The following is a 14593-nucleotide window of genomic DNA, read 5'->3' on the forward strand; positions in this document are numbered from 1 at the left end:
GAGCCCGGCGCATTCGCGCCCCTTGCCGCAGCCGGTGCCGTCGCCGAGGAAATACCCGAGGCGATAGGCACGTGCGTCCGGGTCATCATCTGCGCGCGTCAGTTTGGTCTGGTCGTCATCGATCGTAAACCGCCCGGGCAGATCACGCCCATGGGCATCATGCGCCATGATGATGGTCTCGAGCTGCGCCTCGGAGAGATCTCCCTCCTCGACCAACCGTGCGGGCAGGCGCAAGTCATCACGGCCCGAATTTGAGGGCATGGGCGGGACAACCGAGGCCATGGCGATGCTTTCAACGAGCGGCGTGGGATGTTCCTGCGCACCCGCAATCTCGATCCGTTGCGGACGGTAGCGCGCATAGATGTCCGAGATGGGCGTGTTGTTGCGCGGGGCCTCGAAACTTGTGAAGCTGAGCGGGCGGATGGCATTCGCTCTGAGTTTGGAGGCGGCGATAGGCGCAACGGCGGTCTTGCGCGGGGCAGAAGATTGAACGGTCGGCCGCGCGTGCGGCATCGACGCCACCCTTTGGGCAGGGCGCATCTCCGTCCGGGTTGAGGCCACAGCATCGACATATGCCAAGGCTTCATCCAGATCCCGCACAGGGACGCGGATCATCTCGCCGTCCTCCTGCACCTTGTCGAAGACCATGAGCTGGGTCTCGACAGAGGTGCCGAGCTTGCGATAGACCTGCCCCGGCATCGTCAGCGCCAATCGCGGCGTCAGGAGACCGCAGGCGCGGGACCAATGCGCGGCATCGCGTTCGGGCGTGAACCCCGGCGGCATGATCGCCACCAGCCGCCCACCGGGCGCGAGACGCTTTGCAGCCGCGATGAGATGTTTGGCGGCGATGTGCTTGTCGCGGGATCGGTCGACCGAGGAGGCGAAGGGCGGGTTCATCACCACGACGTCGGGTAGAAGCGGCGACTGCAGCAGATCGTCGATATGCTCGCCGTCATAGCCCGTCACCTCGCCGCCGAAAACCGCGCGCAGGAGGCGCTGGCGAAAGGGGTCGATCTCGTTGAGCAAAAGCGTTGCACCAGCCCGGGCGGCGAAAGCGGCCAGTGCACCGGTGCCCGCCGAGGGCTCCAGAACGGTCTCGCCCTTGCGGATCGCCGTGGCCCGCAAGACCAGCGCCGCAAATGGCAGCGGCGTGGAAAACTGCTGCAGCCGGATCTGCTGCTCTGACCGGCGCGTTTCCGTCAGGAGCCGTGAGGCAAGCAGCTTTGCAGCGGCGATGTCACCTGAAGCACCTTCCCCACGCAGCAGCACCTGGATGGCAGCGGCCTGCATCAGGTCATAGGCCATGCGCCAGTCCCAGGCACCGCCGGCATCGCTGCCATGAAACGTCTCGCGCATGATACGCGCCAGCGCTGAGCTGCGCAGGGGTTGGTGGACGATCTCCGCGCCGATCTGCGCGAAGGCAGAGGCTAGGTTTGCATCGGATTCAACAGGATTGGGAGGCGTTGAGCGGGGCTTGGACATGGGGGTTTCCTTTGGATCAGGGTCTGAGTTCCAAAGGACAAAAAGCCCGCTCTACACTTTGAAGGCGTAGAGCGGGCAATTTCTTAGCGGGGGGCCGGCACCCCGATCATGGCCACTGCTGCGCAGCATGAAGAACGCGCAAAATGGTCACCATCTCAGGGCTTTCAGCATAAACCACGATGTAGTTCGGCCGAACAACCATCTCCCTAGTCCCGTCCACACGGCCCGCGCGGTACATCTGAGGGCGTTCTGGAAGGAGGGACGTCTTGTGTTCAATCTCGTCTTTGAGAACTTGGGCGGCATCCGGGTTGTCGTCAGAGATGTAGTCAATGATTGCCAGCAAGTCGGCTATGGCCGTGGCTTTCCATTCAAGATTTGGCAAGGCGCTTCCCGTCAATCAATGCCTGGGCATCTTGCATCGCCTTGGCATGGGGCGTTGTGGGCCTTGGATCGTCCAGCGCTTCCTGTACCTTCGCCCTGAACCAGGCGTCATAGGCATCCGGATCAGCGGTCAATCCGGCAGGCAAGCCGCCTTCTGCGGCCACGCGGGTCAGAAGAATACGCACCGCGTCGGAGAGCGTCAGACCGACGCCCGCAAGTGCGTCCGAAGCCTGTGCTTTCAGCTGATCGTCAACACGGACATGAAGCATGGATGTTTGGGCAGGCATGGATGGTCCTCCAGTTGATGGGAGTAGTGTATCTCATTTGAGATACGAATTCAAGTCGGCAGTATGTGTGCGCGTGGTCCCGTGGTGTTGTCTCAGCGGGAAACTCAGCCACCCTGCCCCGCGAGATACTCCGCCAGCACAGGACTGGCCGCGACTTTCGCGGAGCTGAGCAGCTCCGAGCCCGCAAGCGAGGCCTTCGACAGGCGTATGAGCCCACCGGTTTCCTCGATGCGGTAGCAGCGGCGTTTCTGCCGGCCCCGCCTGTAGTGCGTCGCGGTGACGATCTGGCATGTACTGTGATGCTATGGTCATGGGGGCCTCCTTTGAAAAGTTGAAACACTTTTCTCAAAGCAGGCTTTTTCTTTTCCTATTGGTGAAGTGACCAAGGCAAAACCTACCGAGCTTGAACAGAATCCACCGGACAGGAGAAAGCACTTTTATCTGATTAAGCAGATCAATTTTAAGCAATCAGGATAAATCGCGCGGCGCATGGCATTGGCGTTTCTCGTTGGCAATCGAAATGCGCTTCTAGCCATGCCCATTTCTGAACGGGGCTGCTCTTGAGGTGTAGAGTTATTCCAGCGTCTCCAGCACGACGTCGAAGGTGCCTGTCACCGAAACGCCCTGTGATAGGTCGATATCGTTCCCATAGTTGTCCGAGGGGCCAAGCATGGCTTCAAAGCTGCCGGTCAGGCTTAGTGATGTTCCATCGAAGGCATGGCTATCGACGATAACGGTCAATCCGCCGCGCTCCTCCTCCTCGCGGGCAAAAAGCGTTCCGACGGATTTTCGGTTCTCGTAAAGAACCATGTCCATCTCGGGCACGCTTGGCTGCCAACCGGAAGCCTCGAAGCTCAGGCTTATCAACGCGGGCTCTTCGCCGTTGTCACTGAAGTCGCGTGCGTAAATATTGATGGATGGCCAGCTTTCACTACCGCTCCAGTCGCTCTGTTCAGCCCAGACCGGAATTGTCCGCTCTTGGTCTGCGACGATCAGTGTCACCGTTCCCAAGCTTTGCGCATAGTTGGCTGTGGCAAGGGTAGTGGCCAGACAGGTTGCCAGGACGAGGTGGGGTCTAAAGGTCATGCCGGGTCTCCAGATGTTTCATTGAAAAATCAGATTTGTTGGTGGCGTAGCCAGTCATTGATTTCGTCGGCGATCCTGCCCGGCCCGTCACCGGAGACACCCCAACCCGACAGCGGAATCCGGGTCGCCGGGCGGCTGTTCCGAAAGACCAGCATCACCTTAGAGGTGGTGCGGCTTTCCGCAGAGGTATTGCTGCGGTCAAGCTCCGCACTGTCCAGCGCCTCCAGCGGATAGTTGTCGGAACGCGCGCGAAACCGCGACTCGCGGCGGATCGCGACCAGCCCTTTCTGTTTGTCGAGTACAAGGACGGTACGCTCGGACAACGCGACATAGCCAAGGTAGAAGGCCCCGTTGAGGCCCAAAAGGAGGATCAGGCCAGTCAGGACCTCGCCGCCCAGCAGGTTCACCAATCCGAAGAGGGTGACCGGAACAACAGGGGCCATCATGAACCACAGGATGAAGCGCGGGATCGCCAGTTCGACCTCGAAGCGGTCGGGAGTATTGGTTCGGGCCATCATGGCTGGCCTCCGCGTTGTACGCCGTCAAGCCAGTCGGTGATGAGCTTGGCCATGCGGATGACGTCTTCGGTGTCCGCCCGGCCCAACGGGATCAAGGTTTCGCTGATGCCGTCACCTTTAGAGCCGACAAGGTAGAGTTCAATGGTTTCCTGGTTTGTCTGCTTGCCATAGCGGATGCGTGTTTCTGCCCGGTGCACGTTCGACAACCGGAGGTTCTGTTCTTGGCGGCCCTTGAGGCCGGTCACGCGCAGGCGAGCCTGATCGGTGGGCCGCTCAAGGCGGAGTTGCGTAAGTTGAACAGTCTCGTGAAGGATCATCCAACCAATAAACCCGGTCACGGCCAAAACCAAGACACCGGTTCCGATGGCCCCGTCGGCCATCGCGGCAAGGGCCATCGCAACCGCAAGCAGGATACCGCCCAAGGTGATGGTTGCACGGCGTGTCGGGCGGTTCTCGATTTCGAGCACCGAGTCACTCTGTTCCACCACGCGCAGGGGATCGGCCAGCAGCGAGGACAGATTCATGGCAGTCCCAGATCGGTCTCTATCCGGCCAGTCACCGTTTCGCAGGTCGCCGGGGCATCGCTGCGGCACAGCATCGCTTCAAAGCCCGCCTCCATCCTGCCCGCGCCGTCGAGGCTCAGCATTTCGATCGACAGCTTTGGCGTGACAGTTGCGCTTTCGCTTTTCCAGACGGGGCCTGCGGCGCTTTCGGGACTGATGTCGATGGTGATGCCGACAGGCGTTACATCTATTGCGGGTTCACCCTGAAAGATGAGACCGATATAGACATCACCATCGCCCATTGCATGCGTATCTATCATGGTCAGCGGGCCGATATTGTTCACCTGCACCATCGCTGCGCCGTCGTCCGTGGTCAGAACCTGCCATGACAGGTCCGCCCCTTCAAGCCGTGCGGTGACTGTGCCGATGGAGTCGAGGGCGAATGTCGGAGCCGCCATCAATGAAAGACCAAGGGCAAGGATCGGTTTCATGCTGCTCATCTCTTTGTCAGGCTTACTTCACGGGCGCCCCTCCCTGAGTTCCATTTTGTTCCGATAGCGTCCATTTCCGACAAGAAGCTGATGATGCCATCCGCGCGCCGTGTGCCGCTACCGACTTGCCAGGAAAACTGCGGAGCAAGGTCGATGTCACAACCCAGCACATATGCCCATTCGGTCAGCTCCGGTTCGATCGCGAACATCTCTCGTGGCATAGCTCTCTGCGCAGTGAAATCGTAACGCAGTTCCCTGTTGCCACCCCGCACCGGCACCAGTTCGGTCTGCATCCCGTCACTGCTAAGGTAAAGCCGGTTGCGCATGCGGTCATAGACAATCTCGACTTCATTCCTGTGAACGCCCATCGTCATTCCGATACCCTTTGATATCTCAGCCCAGCTGCCTTCCAGCATCGGACCGATCCGCCGCAGGTCGAGCCGATCCGAACCGCGGGGTGTCTCCGAACAGATCTCATTTTGAATAGCAGTGTTTTGCTGGGCCAGCGCCGGATTGGTCAGCGCGATCAACAAGGCTGATAGTATGACGCGGATCATCACTGGACCCTCCCTTCAAGTCCCAGCGATGCCAAGGACGCATCCGGCACGAAACGCGCAGGTGCGCATTGGCCTTCGGTACAGGCACCGACGGACAGGGTGCGCCGGGTCAGCTCGGGATCACAGTCGATCACGGTGGCATTGCCCAACCCGGCAAAGGTCACCATGCCATCTTGCTGCGTGAATGCGCCCGAAGGACCAAGCGCGGGGATTGGCAGATCATAGCTGGTCGAAGCACCAAGGGCAGGTTCCTCGATCGTAATGCGGCGTTTGTGGGGCGATATGCCTTCCGGGTAGGTGACCGTAAAGCCGACGATGCAGGAACCGCTGCGATCCTGTTTGACAGGGGCAAAACTGACGAACCTGGCGGAAGGTTCGTCAAAGGAGGCCTGATCGGTCGGCAGGCAGGCTGCCAGCAGGCCGACGGCTGTCAGGAACGGGACGATGCGGGTCATTCAGTGCCTCCTATGGTGAATTGGCTGCGCGCGAGGATGCGGCCCGAGGCACCAACGCGGTAGCGCAACTCATAAGTTCCAGCCACGTCGGGCGCCTTCAACTTCGCCGGAGATCCCCATCGGGTCTGCGTCGCCGTGATGCGCGCATCATCGGGCGATCCAATCTCGGCCAGAACGATCTCGTCCTGTGGTCCAGCGGGACCGGTCCAGTCGATTTCGAACCTCTCGTCAAGCTGAACGGCGACGGGCGCTGTGATGCTGGCCTCGGTTGCGGTCAACGAGATCTGGCGCGTGACAAGGATGCGCTGCGGTTCATATTGCTCGTAGCGCAGCTCGAACGTGCCGGTTTCGTCAGGAAGGCGCAGTGTGGCCGGGGTGCCGCGTCGGGTCAGCGTCACCGCCAGAATATCGCCCGCTGCCGCTCCTTGCCGTGCGAGGGTGATGCGGTCACCATCGGCATCCGGTCCGGTCCAGTCCACATCCAGCGTGCCGCCTGCCGGTGCGGTCTTGAGTGCATCAAGCGACGCCTCGGGACGATCTTCGATCAGCGGCACAGCGACGCGCTGAACAATGTCAGCACGCACAGTCAACGGCACTTCGCCAGTATAGCCCGGTGCGGTGGCGGCAATGCTATATTCTCCTGGCGGCAGGGCAATGTCGAAAGGATCACGTCCTTCACCTTCCGCGACAAGCTGGCCATTGGCATCGGTGATCCGCCAGTCGGCGGCACCCAGCGGCGCGGACGTCTCGGCGGAGACGGCGAAAAGTGACATAACCACCGTGTTGGCAACGGGTTCAGCGGGTGTCACCTGCGCAAGGGCAGCCGTCAGTTCCGCCCCGGTCGCAGCTTCCAGTAGAAGCCCGCCCGTCTGGTCAGGCAGACAGGCCAGCGCCCCCACCTCGCCCGGTGCCATTCCAAAACCTACGACATGCGCGCGCAGGTCGATGCCTTCGGCAGCGAACTGCGCTGCCAGTGCACAAGGATCGCCGCCGCAATTCTCCAGCCCGTCGGTGATGAGCACGATGTCCGCGGACTCGGCGGTTGGCGGGATCTGGTCGCGGGCGACCCGCAACGCGTCGGTGAGGGGAGTCATCCCCTGTGGGATAAGCCCCACGATCCGGTTGGCCTGTCCGGCACCGGTATGCTGGCCCATTGGTGTGACCACCTCGATATCGCTGCAATCACCGCGGCGATTATGACCGTAAGCCACGATCGCGTAAGGTGCATCAGGGTTACGATCGACGAAATAGTTGCCCATGACATCGCGGGCCACTTCTATGCGGCTGAGATCGCCTTGGAGACGGTTCCACATCGAGCCGGAGGCGTCGAAGACAACCACTGTTGCGGTATCCGACATAAGCGGTGTTGCACCACACAGAAGTGTTGCAAAAATCATGGTGCGCATCAATCGGCCCCCTGTTGTTGGTTGAGGCAGGGCGCATAGCGCTCGGCCCACCCGTCGCCAATAACGATGAGATCGCCGCCCATTCGAGTCATTAACAGAGTCCGTTCACGCCAATCCTGTCCTTCGCCACGGCAGTTGGCCCAATAAAGCGTCGCGCCTTCCCAACCTTCGACAGTCTGTGGATCGGTCAGGCGGCAGCTTGACTCAAAGTAGATCAGTCGATCACCTTGGATCGTTACGCGCTGGTCGCTGACGGGCGCGGTGCAGTCGAACCCGTCATAGACACCATCAACCGGGGTTGCGCCAAGTGGGGTGGTCAAAAATATAAGGGCAAGGATGAGGCGACACATATCAGTCCGTCTCCTTCATTCGGGCGTTGAAGCTGACCGTTACCGGCAGAGTTTCCTGATCTGGGCCGCCGGTGACCTCGCCGGTAACGGTGCCCGCGACGGCGATCACGCCATCGGCTGCATCAAACTTGTCAAGCTTCAGCGAAAGGCCGCTTTTATCGCCTAACCAGTTACGGCCCATCTCGCGTGCAAAGGCAATTTCGACTGTCACTTCCGCAAGATCAGACAGGTCTCCGTTGAAAGTGAGGATCAGCGTTACCGGCCCCTCGGCTCCGTCGACCTGCGTGGCAAGAAGGGAGGTATCGACATAGGTTCCGACAATGGTTGCGTCCGAAAAGTCAGGCGACACGGTTAGTTCAAGCGGCGTGTCCCCCAAACTTCCGGTAACAAACCCTGCCTGGTCCTGCGCTGCCGCGCTACCTGCCATGAGCCCCAAAGCCAGCCACAAGGCATCCATGAAACGTGGTGTGATTCGCACTTCGTATCCCCCGTCTGGTGGGCCTACTTCGTAAACCTGTCTGGAGAATCTCGCCCCGTTCGTTTGGAGTGGGCACGATGCGATTTTGCGTGTTATCCTAAGCCCGTTTTTAGAAGTCTTTACGGATAGTTGCCGATGACAGTCATGAAACGCCTGCTGTTTGGAACAGTTATGTTGGCGCTGAGCGCGTCCGGAGCGGCTGCCGAAGAAGTGCTTTTGACATTGACCGGTGCAGTCACCGGCGGACAGGTGGAGCTGACACAGGCAGACCTGGACGAGCTCGAGTGGCACGAGATCGCGACTTCAACGACTGTGACCGATGGCCAGCCGGTGTTCCGTGGCGTGTTGATGCGCGATATCCTTGATCGTGCGCAGGCCAGTGGCGACACCGTGACGGCCCGCGCACTCAACGACTATGTGATCGACATTCCGATGGATGATTTCCACGAGTTCGACGTCATCGCGGCGCTTTACATGGACGGCATTGCACTCACACCGCGCGACAAAGGGCCTGTCTGGATTGTGTACCCCCGCGACGATCACAGCGTGCTGGCCGATATCCGCTATGACATGCGCTGGGTCTGGCAACTCAGCGCGCTGCATGTGCAATGAACCGATTGGGCGCACACTGGCGCTATGCCGGCTTGGGTGCGTTGATTGTAGTATGTCTGGGGCTGCTGGTTGTTGCAGCAGCCAACATCATCCGCATCGAACGGCAAATGCAGATTTCGGCAACCCAAAATATGACATGGATCTTCGGTCAGACCCAGATCGAGGCGCTGTCTCTCTCCGCGGCCCTGTCAAGCGATGCGAGCTCGTCCGAGGTGCTGCTGCGTTATGATCTTCTGGTGTCACGCTTGAATCTCCTGCGCGACGGCCCCCAATGGCGCTTCCTCAGCGAGGCTGGACTTGCAGAGGGGCTGATGGGTTGGCGGGACGGATTGCTCAGGCTCGATCCGGCCGATGGTGGCGACCCGGCAGCGCTGAAGGCGCATGTCACAGCGCTGTCGACGGCACTGCGCCAGAAAGCCAGCCAGGTCATGTCGCGGGAGTGGCAACTGCAATCGGAGCGCCTTGATCGGTTGCGTAAACTGCACCTTTTGGCGCTGGCTGCCATTATGGGGGCTCTGATTTCAGGCGCCGCACTCGCCGTTTTGCTTGTCGACCGCGAAAGACGTCTGATGCGGGCTCGGGTAGACCGGCTCCGCGCCGAGCGGCTGCAACGGGACCTGAATCGCGAGCGTGCAGCATCAGAGGGCTATCGGCGGTTCGCCGACCTGATCGCACACCAAGTACGGACGCCGCTTGCGGTCATCGACAGCGCGATGCACCGGCTGACGCGATCTGGCAAACCGCCCACACCCGAGGTGATCCGCGCCAAGGCAGACGTGTCGCGCAAGGCGGTGGCGCGCCTTATTCGACTGACCGACACCGCACTTCTGATGGCGCGGGTCGATAGAGGTGCGGTTGCGCCCGAACTGGATAGTCACGATCTTGATAGAATTGCCGCCACCGCAATCGAGGATTTGCAGGCGGGTCGCCGTGTGACGCTTCGCACTGGCAACCGTCCGGTTACTGCAATCTGCGATCCTGTCCTGACAAGCGAGATCATGGCAAACCTGCTGGGCAACGCCTTGCTGTATTCCCCGCCCGACAGCGAGATTGATGTGAGACCGCTATACAGCGGCGATATGGCCATGTGCGACGTCTGTGACCAAGGGTCTGGTATGACACCTGAAGAACTGGCTTGCGCTTTCGATAATTTCGCGCGTGGGGCGCGACATCGCGATCTGCCGGGTTCGGGACTCGGTCTGCCGCTGGCGCGCCATCTTGCACGCCTTCAGGGCGGCGATCTGACCCTCAAACCGCGTGAGGGCGGCGGGCTGATCGCGCGGTTGAGCCTGCCGGGCAAGGTGGTGACATGACCGCCCCACTGATCCTGTGCATTGAGGACGAACCTTCGTTGCGCGATGACATCGCTGCTGAACTACGCGAGGCCAGCTATCGGGTGATTGCGGTGGGTGACGCGCAGGAAGCTCTGGATCAGCTCGACAGCCGGCGCCCTGACCTTATCCTGTGCGACATCGTCATGCCCGGAATGGACGGCCACGCCCTGCTCGCGCATTTGCGGGCCACGCGGCCCAATTTCGATGACATTCCCTTCGTTTTCCTGACCGCGCTGTCCTCGCGCGAACAGATGATCGAGGGGCACCGCGCCGGTGCGGACGATTACCTCACAAAGCCCATTGATTACGATCTTCTGCGCGCCATGGTCGCTGCGCGGCTCGACCAGGTGGCGCGATTGCGGTCGGCTAGACGCGATGCGCCAAGTACGGTGGTGTTGGATCGGCTCGCGGTCGGCGTGGTCCTGCTTGGAGAGGATGGCAGCGTGCGCCATGCCAATCGCGCCGCGCAAGACCTGGCACGACAGGCCAAGATTGATCTCGGCCCCCGCATGGGCGGCGAGGGCGAGGATGGCCGCAAACTTGTGACACTGGCCAAACAGGTGGCGTCTGGCCAGGTGGCCGAGGCGGCGCTCCTGCTCGAAACGGGGGGCCGCCGCCTTATGGTGCTGGGGCGGCCCCTTGGACAGGCGGCGGGAAAGGACGGCATCGCAGCTATGCTCACCATCTCTGACCCCGAACGTCAGCAGACGCTTGATGCCGAGACGTTGCGCCAGTTGTTCGATCTCACCCCGACCGAAGCCTGCGTTGCACGTCTGATCGCAGAAGGGCTGCGGCGCGATCAGGTGGCCGACCGGCTTGATGTATCGTCCACCACCGTCGCGTTCCACCTAAGAAACATTTTTGACAAGACAGGGATCCGCCGTCAGGCCGATTTGCTGGGGCTTGTCCGGTCAATGCCGATGGTGTGGACCGACCCGTAAGACTGCAACACCGCTTTCCAGATACCGACCAGACTGAAAGGAGACATCGAATATGGCCAAAACATCCCTTCTGTTCGTAGCCTGCATCGCATCCGCTACAACCGCAGCACATGCCGAAACCCCGAAAGAGCGGACTGTCGCGGTGATCGAGGCTGCCGGTTGCACAATCGACGACACGAACATCAATGCGGTTCTCGACGGCCTCGGGCTAAGCGACGAGGCTTTCCGCGTGATCGGCGAAGAGCTTGTCGCCGAAGGCCTCGCCGATGTGTCCCAAATGGGGGTATTCCGCCTGACGACGCCAGCATGCACTGCGACCGCAGGTACCCAGTCAGAGCGTGCTGTCGCGGCGATCGAGGCTGCCGGATGTGTCGTCGACCGGTCGAACATCAACGAGATTCTCGACGGTCTGGGATTGGCTGATGATGACTTTCGTATGATTGGCGAGGCCTTGATCGCGCAAGGCCAGGCGCAAGTATCCGATGCCGGCGCATTCCAGCTGACGACACCGAATTGCAACTAAGGATAATACATCATGAAATCATTCCCGTCACGGACCCTGTCGCTTCTTGCATTCGTCTTGCCATTGCTCGCCCTTCCGGCCCATGCGTGGGAGGTCGAGGAAATCGGCACGATCACGGCCACCTTTGCCGACGAAACCTTCGAGCGTTCAACTGTCATTGTGACCGATGGTGATCTGGTATCGCCGACGGCCAATTTGTTTCTGACCCTCAACAATATTTCCGCCCTGAGCCTGCTGACGGAAGACGGCAATTTCGTCATTAACGCCGATTTCATGTCGCATGCCCCCGGACCGGAAACGGCACCTATTTCGACCAGCATGAGCTTTGCCCCCGATGGAAACATGCAATTCTGGATGTCCGAGGGCGCGCCGGAGCCGCTGGAAGTGACTTTCACGACGTTGTCGGTAGAGGGCGACAAGGGTCATGCCGCTGGCAGTTTCCGGGGTGTTCTCTGCTTTGCCGATGGCCTCGGGGCAGAGGTCGACCCTGACAACTGCCGCCCGATCGAGGGCACGTTCGACACACCGTTTTTTGTCGAAGAATGACGGTCCGAAAAGTTGCACAAGGAGGACGACATGAAAAATATATTGTGGGTTTTTGGCATTGTAATGGCTGCTCCGGCACTTGCGGAAGAGCCGCCGCTCTGCGGTACGTCAGGTGCAGGTGACTGGGCGCAAATTCAAGAAGTCTTCACCGGTGACTGGCTGATCGAACATCAGGCAGGCTACGTCCTGATGGGTAGCATGGTCCTGCCGTTTCCAGGTGATGGCGAGGTCGAGACGATCACGATCTTTCAGCTCGGCGACACATTGCAGGCCACCCACCCCGAGGCGCAGGAACCGCTTGTCCTGCGGCCGGCAGAAGAGCCGCGCTGGGTCGTGGAAATCGACAACCCCGAGATCCCCGAGCCGCTCCTCTCTCCCGAGGATGTGGCTTTGGCCGCAGGGTGTTCCCAACTGGAGTTGCCAAGGTTGATCGGCACATCAACCGCTGTGATCGACGGCGTGACGATGGAGTTTACCTACCGGATGATGGCGGTAGACTGGGCGACCCTTTACGGGATCATGCAGATCGATTCATTCGTTCAGGGCATACCGGTCGAAGCACGCCGCACAGTATGGATGCGCCTGTCCGGGTGATCATCCGTATTATGGTCCGGCTGTTTCGTAGGTGAAATGGTTGCCTTTCATGGAAAACCCGGTGGTCCAGTCTTGGGTGACTGGCTGACCATGCAACATGACCGCCGGCACAATAAACCGTATTGCCATGGTGACGTCTTTCAGGTGCTTCGCACCGCCCCTTCGCTCTCGGGTGCATTTTTGCTTTCAGGCAGTGCCTTTGCCTTCAACTCGCGGAACTTCTGCGACATTTGATCCAGTCTGGCATCCCATTGCGGATCTGGGCTTTGACCTTCGACCTTGCGGAAATAAGCCTGCAACAGGCATGCTACGGCGAGTGGTTCGATTAGGGCCTGTTTCACGGACCATGCCAGAATGAAGGCAACCACAATGCCTATTCCTGACATGCCGCCGGGATAGAGGTTGCTGATGAGCGCTGCGGGGGCCAGCATCACAAAGAAGAGAATTGCCGTCAGCCCGTAAACAAACAAAGTTATCCAGGCTGCATTCTTGAGCATCGGACGGTAATTCTGCGCATACAGGACAAGTGCAATGCGTGCCGACCCCCAAGGATCGGTAGCGCGGGTGCGCATTCCGTGGGCGAGTATGACTTCGTCAATGAAGCCCACCGCAACATTCAGGAAGGCGTGAAGGATCGTGACAAGCTGCCTCACCCCAGGGATCGGCAGAAGGGTAAAGACACCGCGGATCAGGCCAGTAATCGCGCGCAGCACGCCCTTGACCAGTTGGTCGATGGCAAAAAGCACGCTTGCCTCGCTGAACCTTTCACGCACCATTGCTTGCGCATGCCCGATCTGGCTACGGCCTTCGGGCATCGCTCGGTTATCGATCAGTTCAACCATGACGGCGATATGGCCAGCCTTTACGATATATAGAATGTATTCGCGTAACCAGTACATAACGATCGACACGACTGCGAAGCCAGTCACGCCTCCATAAAATGTCGCCGAGGTCCGAAATCCGTCATCGCCAAGTGCGCCAATGCCCCAACCTAATCCTGCGCCAGTTCCGGTTACAAGAACATAGGCCAGCGCTGCTCCGAAGTAGACCGCCATACGCAAAATCACAAAGGGTAATGTCTGCACCATCAACCCCAAGCTGCGGCGAAACGAAAAATCCCACATTATCAGTCCTCATTCATGTTTCTGTAGTCAGTATTCCGCGCCCAGTTTGGCATGGAAAAACGAAAGCCCGCCCCCTTCGTTTGACGGGGTTATCGGAGATATGCAGGAGTTCTACCGCAGATATGGTCCTGAAAGCCTTTGTTGCTAAGAAGCCGTTGCGAAATCTCGGAGCGTAGCGTCGTAACCGGAAATGCTGCACGGTTCACGGCTAGCCTTCTACTGGCCGTTTACCGGTCAGGCACCGCGTCAAGGGACGTCTCGAACCGCTTGTCCTCCGCCGCAGCTTCTTTCAAGAGCGCGTCGAAATCGTCAGGTGGATTGCCATCTTCCAGCATCCCTTTGAACGTCGCATAAGCATCCGTCTTGCTGCCGTAGGCGCGCAGGGTCTTGTCGTCGTTCACCCAGGCCACCACGATGATCTTCGCATCGCTGTTGAACCGGTAGAACAACCGATACTGCTGGAAGAATTTCGCCCGGAACCAGTGCTTGCGGTGATCGCCGAGTGTGCCGCCTTGCCGGAAGGCGGCGGCACCGGGATCTGCCGGTATGGCCTCAGTGACCAGCTTGAAGATGGCGGCCAGCCGCTTCGCGCAGTTCTTCTTCTGCCAGGTCTTGGGATCACGTGCCTTACGCGCCTCGACCTCCAGGGTCAGCCCTTCGAGCTGGTCCATAAAGAGCGGATGCGCATAAATCGACCATCCGTTTACGACAAGGGGCGCTTGGGCGGGCACGCTATCGCCGCTCATTCATCCTCGAGCGATAGCGGCGCATCGAGATCGACGTTAACGTCTCCGACCAGTGCTGCAAGACGGTCATGCAAAGCCCCATCGAACGCCCGAATGCGGTCCGGATGCGCCTTGATATCGGCCTCGACAAAATCGAGAAAGGCTCCGAGCACGGGATCTTCCTCGTCGCTGCGCACGGG

The 14593-nt window shown here is 59.9% G+C and carries 21 protein-coding genes and 1 pseudogene; 6 read left to right on the forward strand and 16 right to left on the reverse strand.

Translation table 11 applies throughout. The features are described from left to right. The 13 genes and pseudogenes from AC13C8_RS10890 to AC13C8_RS10950 form a co-directional block, all read right to left on the reverse strand. A partial coding sequence (locus tag AC13C8_RS10890) for a strawberry notch-like NTP hydrolase domain-containing protein (protein WP_482847311.1) occupies positions 1-1482 on the reverse strand: 1482 nt, incomplete at its 3' end. Between the two features lie 106 nt (positions 1483-1588). Beyond that, positions 1589-1864, reverse strand: a complete 276-nt coding sequence (locus tag AC13C8_RS10895) for a type II toxin-antitoxin system RelE/ParE family toxin (RefSeq protein ID WP_071974127.1) — start codon at positions 1862-1864, stop codon at positions 1589-1591. After that, positions 1851-2150 carry a type II toxin-antitoxin system RelB/DinJ family antitoxin gene (locus tag AC13C8_RS10900; protein WP_044353023.1) on the reverse strand — a complete coding sequence of 100 codons (300 nt, stop codon included), beginning with the start codon at positions 2148-2150 and terminating at the stop codon, positions 1851-1853. The genes AC13C8_RS10895 and AC13C8_RS10900 overlap by 14 nt, the downstream gene beginning before the upstream one ends. Before the next feature lie 104 nt (positions 2151-2254). Beyond that, a pseudogene (locus tag AC13C8_RS10905) lies at positions 2255-2446 on the reverse strand (DUF6927 domain-containing protein); the annotation flags it as partial. 277 nt (positions 2447-2723) lie between these two features. Further along, positions 2724-3236: a hypothetical protein gene (locus AC13C8_RS10910; protein ID WP_482847312.1), complete on the reverse strand. Its 513-nt coding sequence runs from the start codon at positions 3234-3236 to the stop codon at positions 2724-2726. Between the two features lie 29 nt (positions 3237-3265). After that, the gene (locus AC13C8_RS10915) at positions 3266-3754 is read right to left on the reverse strand and encodes a hypothetical protein (protein ID WP_482847313.1); all 489 of its coding nucleotides are present in this window, start codon (positions 3752-3754) and stop codon (positions 3266-3268) included. Then, the gene (locus AC13C8_RS10920; protein WP_482847314.1) at positions 3751-4278 is read right to left on the reverse strand and encodes a hypothetical protein; all 528 of its coding nucleotides are present in this window, start codon (positions 4276-4278) and stop codon (positions 3751-3753) included. The genes AC13C8_RS10915 and AC13C8_RS10920 overlap by 4 nt, the downstream gene beginning before the upstream one ends. After that, positions 4275-4757 (reverse strand): hypothetical protein, encoded by a 483-nt coding sequence (locus tag AC13C8_RS10925; protein WP_482847315.1) that lies wholly within the window; start codon positions 4755-4757, stop codon positions 4275-4277. Before AC13C8_RS10925 ends, AC13C8_RS10920 begins: the two co-directional genes overlap by 4 nt. Further along, positions 4754-5305: a hypothetical protein gene (locus AC13C8_RS10930; RefSeq protein ID WP_482847316.1), complete on the reverse strand. Its 552-nt coding sequence runs from the start codon at positions 5303-5305 to the stop codon at positions 4754-4756. The genes AC13C8_RS10925 and AC13C8_RS10930 overlap by 4 nt, the downstream gene beginning before the upstream one ends. Next, positions 5305-5760, reverse strand: coding sequence for a hypothetical protein (locus AC13C8_RS10935; RefSeq protein WP_482847317.1), 456 nt, complete (start codon positions 5758-5760; stop codon positions 5305-5307). The genes AC13C8_RS10930 and AC13C8_RS10935 overlap by 1 nt, the downstream gene beginning before the upstream one ends. After that, positions 5757-7166: a vWA domain-containing protein gene (locus AC13C8_RS10940; RefSeq protein ID WP_482847318.1), complete on the reverse strand. Its 1410-nt coding sequence runs from the start codon at positions 7164-7166 to the stop codon at positions 5757-5759. The genes AC13C8_RS10935 and AC13C8_RS10940 overlap by 4 nt, the downstream gene beginning before the upstream one ends. After that, positions 7166-7516 carry a hypothetical protein gene (locus tag AC13C8_RS10945; protein ID WP_482847319.1) on the reverse strand — a complete coding sequence of 117 codons (351 nt, stop codon included), beginning with the start codon at positions 7514-7516 and terminating at the stop codon, positions 7166-7168. Before AC13C8_RS10945 ends, AC13C8_RS10940 begins: the two co-directional genes overlap by 1 nt. 1 nt (position 7517) lies before the next feature. Next, complete coding sequence (locus tag AC13C8_RS10950) at positions 7518-7994, reverse strand: hypothetical protein (protein ID WP_482847320.1); 477 nt, start codon at positions 7992-7994, stop codon at positions 7518-7520. A 135-nt stretch (positions 7995-8129) separates the two neighbouring features. Between AC13C8_RS10950 and AC13C8_RS10955 the strand changes: the two genes are divergently transcribed. Genes AC13C8_RS10955 through AC13C8_RS10980 form a run of 6 tightly spaced genes read left to right on the forward strand, consistent with a single transcriptional unit; the run spans position 8130 to position 12544 of the window. Further along, positions 8130-8606, forward strand: coding sequence for a putative pterin-binding protein (locus AC13C8_RS10955; protein WP_482847321.1), 477 nt, complete (start codon positions 8130-8132; stop codon positions 8604-8606). Further along, positions 8603-9919: a sensor histidine kinase gene (locus AC13C8_RS10960; protein ID WP_482847322.1), complete on the forward strand. Its 1317-nt coding sequence runs from the start codon at positions 8603-8605 to the stop codon at positions 9917-9919. Before AC13C8_RS10955 ends, AC13C8_RS10960 begins: the two co-directional genes overlap by 4 nt. Next, the gene (locus AC13C8_RS10965) at positions 9916-10881 is read left to right on the forward strand and encodes a response regulator (RefSeq protein ID WP_482847323.1); all 966 of its coding nucleotides are present in this window, start codon (positions 9916-9918) and stop codon (positions 10879-10881) included. The genes AC13C8_RS10960 and AC13C8_RS10965 overlap by 4 nt, the downstream gene beginning before the upstream one ends. A 52-nt stretch (positions 10882-10933) precedes the next feature. Next, on the forward strand, positions 10934-11404 hold the full coding sequence (locus tag AC13C8_RS10970; RefSeq protein ID WP_482847324.1) for a hypothetical protein: 471 nt from the start codon (positions 10934-10936) through the stop codon (positions 11402-11404). Between the two features lie 12 nt (positions 11405-11416). Beyond that, positions 11417-11950, forward strand: coding sequence for a hypothetical protein (locus tag AC13C8_RS10975; RefSeq protein ID WP_482847325.1), 534 nt, complete (start codon positions 11417-11419; stop codon positions 11948-11950). Positions 11951-11980: 30 nt separating this feature from the next. Next, positions 11981-12544 (forward strand): hypothetical protein, encoded by a 564-nt coding sequence (locus AC13C8_RS10980; RefSeq protein WP_482847326.1) that lies wholly within the window; start codon positions 11981-11983, stop codon positions 12542-12544. 140 nt (positions 12545-12684) lie between these two features. On the opposite strand, the gene AC13C8_RS10985 is transcribed toward AC13C8_RS10980, so the two are convergent. From AC13C8_RS10985 to AC13C8_RS10995, 3 genes are all read right to left on the reverse strand, one after another. After that, positions 12685-13632 carry a hypothetical protein gene (locus AC13C8_RS10985; RefSeq protein ID WP_482847329.1) on the reverse strand — a complete coding sequence of 316 codons (948 nt, stop codon included), beginning with the start codon at positions 13630-13632 and terminating at the stop codon, positions 12685-12687. Positions 13633-13895: 263 nt separating this feature from the next. Beyond that, a complete protein-coding gene (locus tag AC13C8_RS10990; protein WP_482847327.1) occupies positions 13896-14414 on the reverse strand; it encodes a type II toxin-antitoxin system YhaV family toxin in 519 nt (172 codons plus the stop codon). Next, positions 14411-14593: type II toxin-antitoxin system PrlF family antitoxin (locus tag AC13C8_RS10995; protein ID WP_482847328.1), on the reverse strand; the 183-nt coding region annotated here is incomplete at its 5' end. The genes AC13C8_RS10990 and AC13C8_RS10995, both read right to left, overlap by 4 nt.

The organism is Aliiroseovarius sp. B-4, from assembly GCF_056857795.1.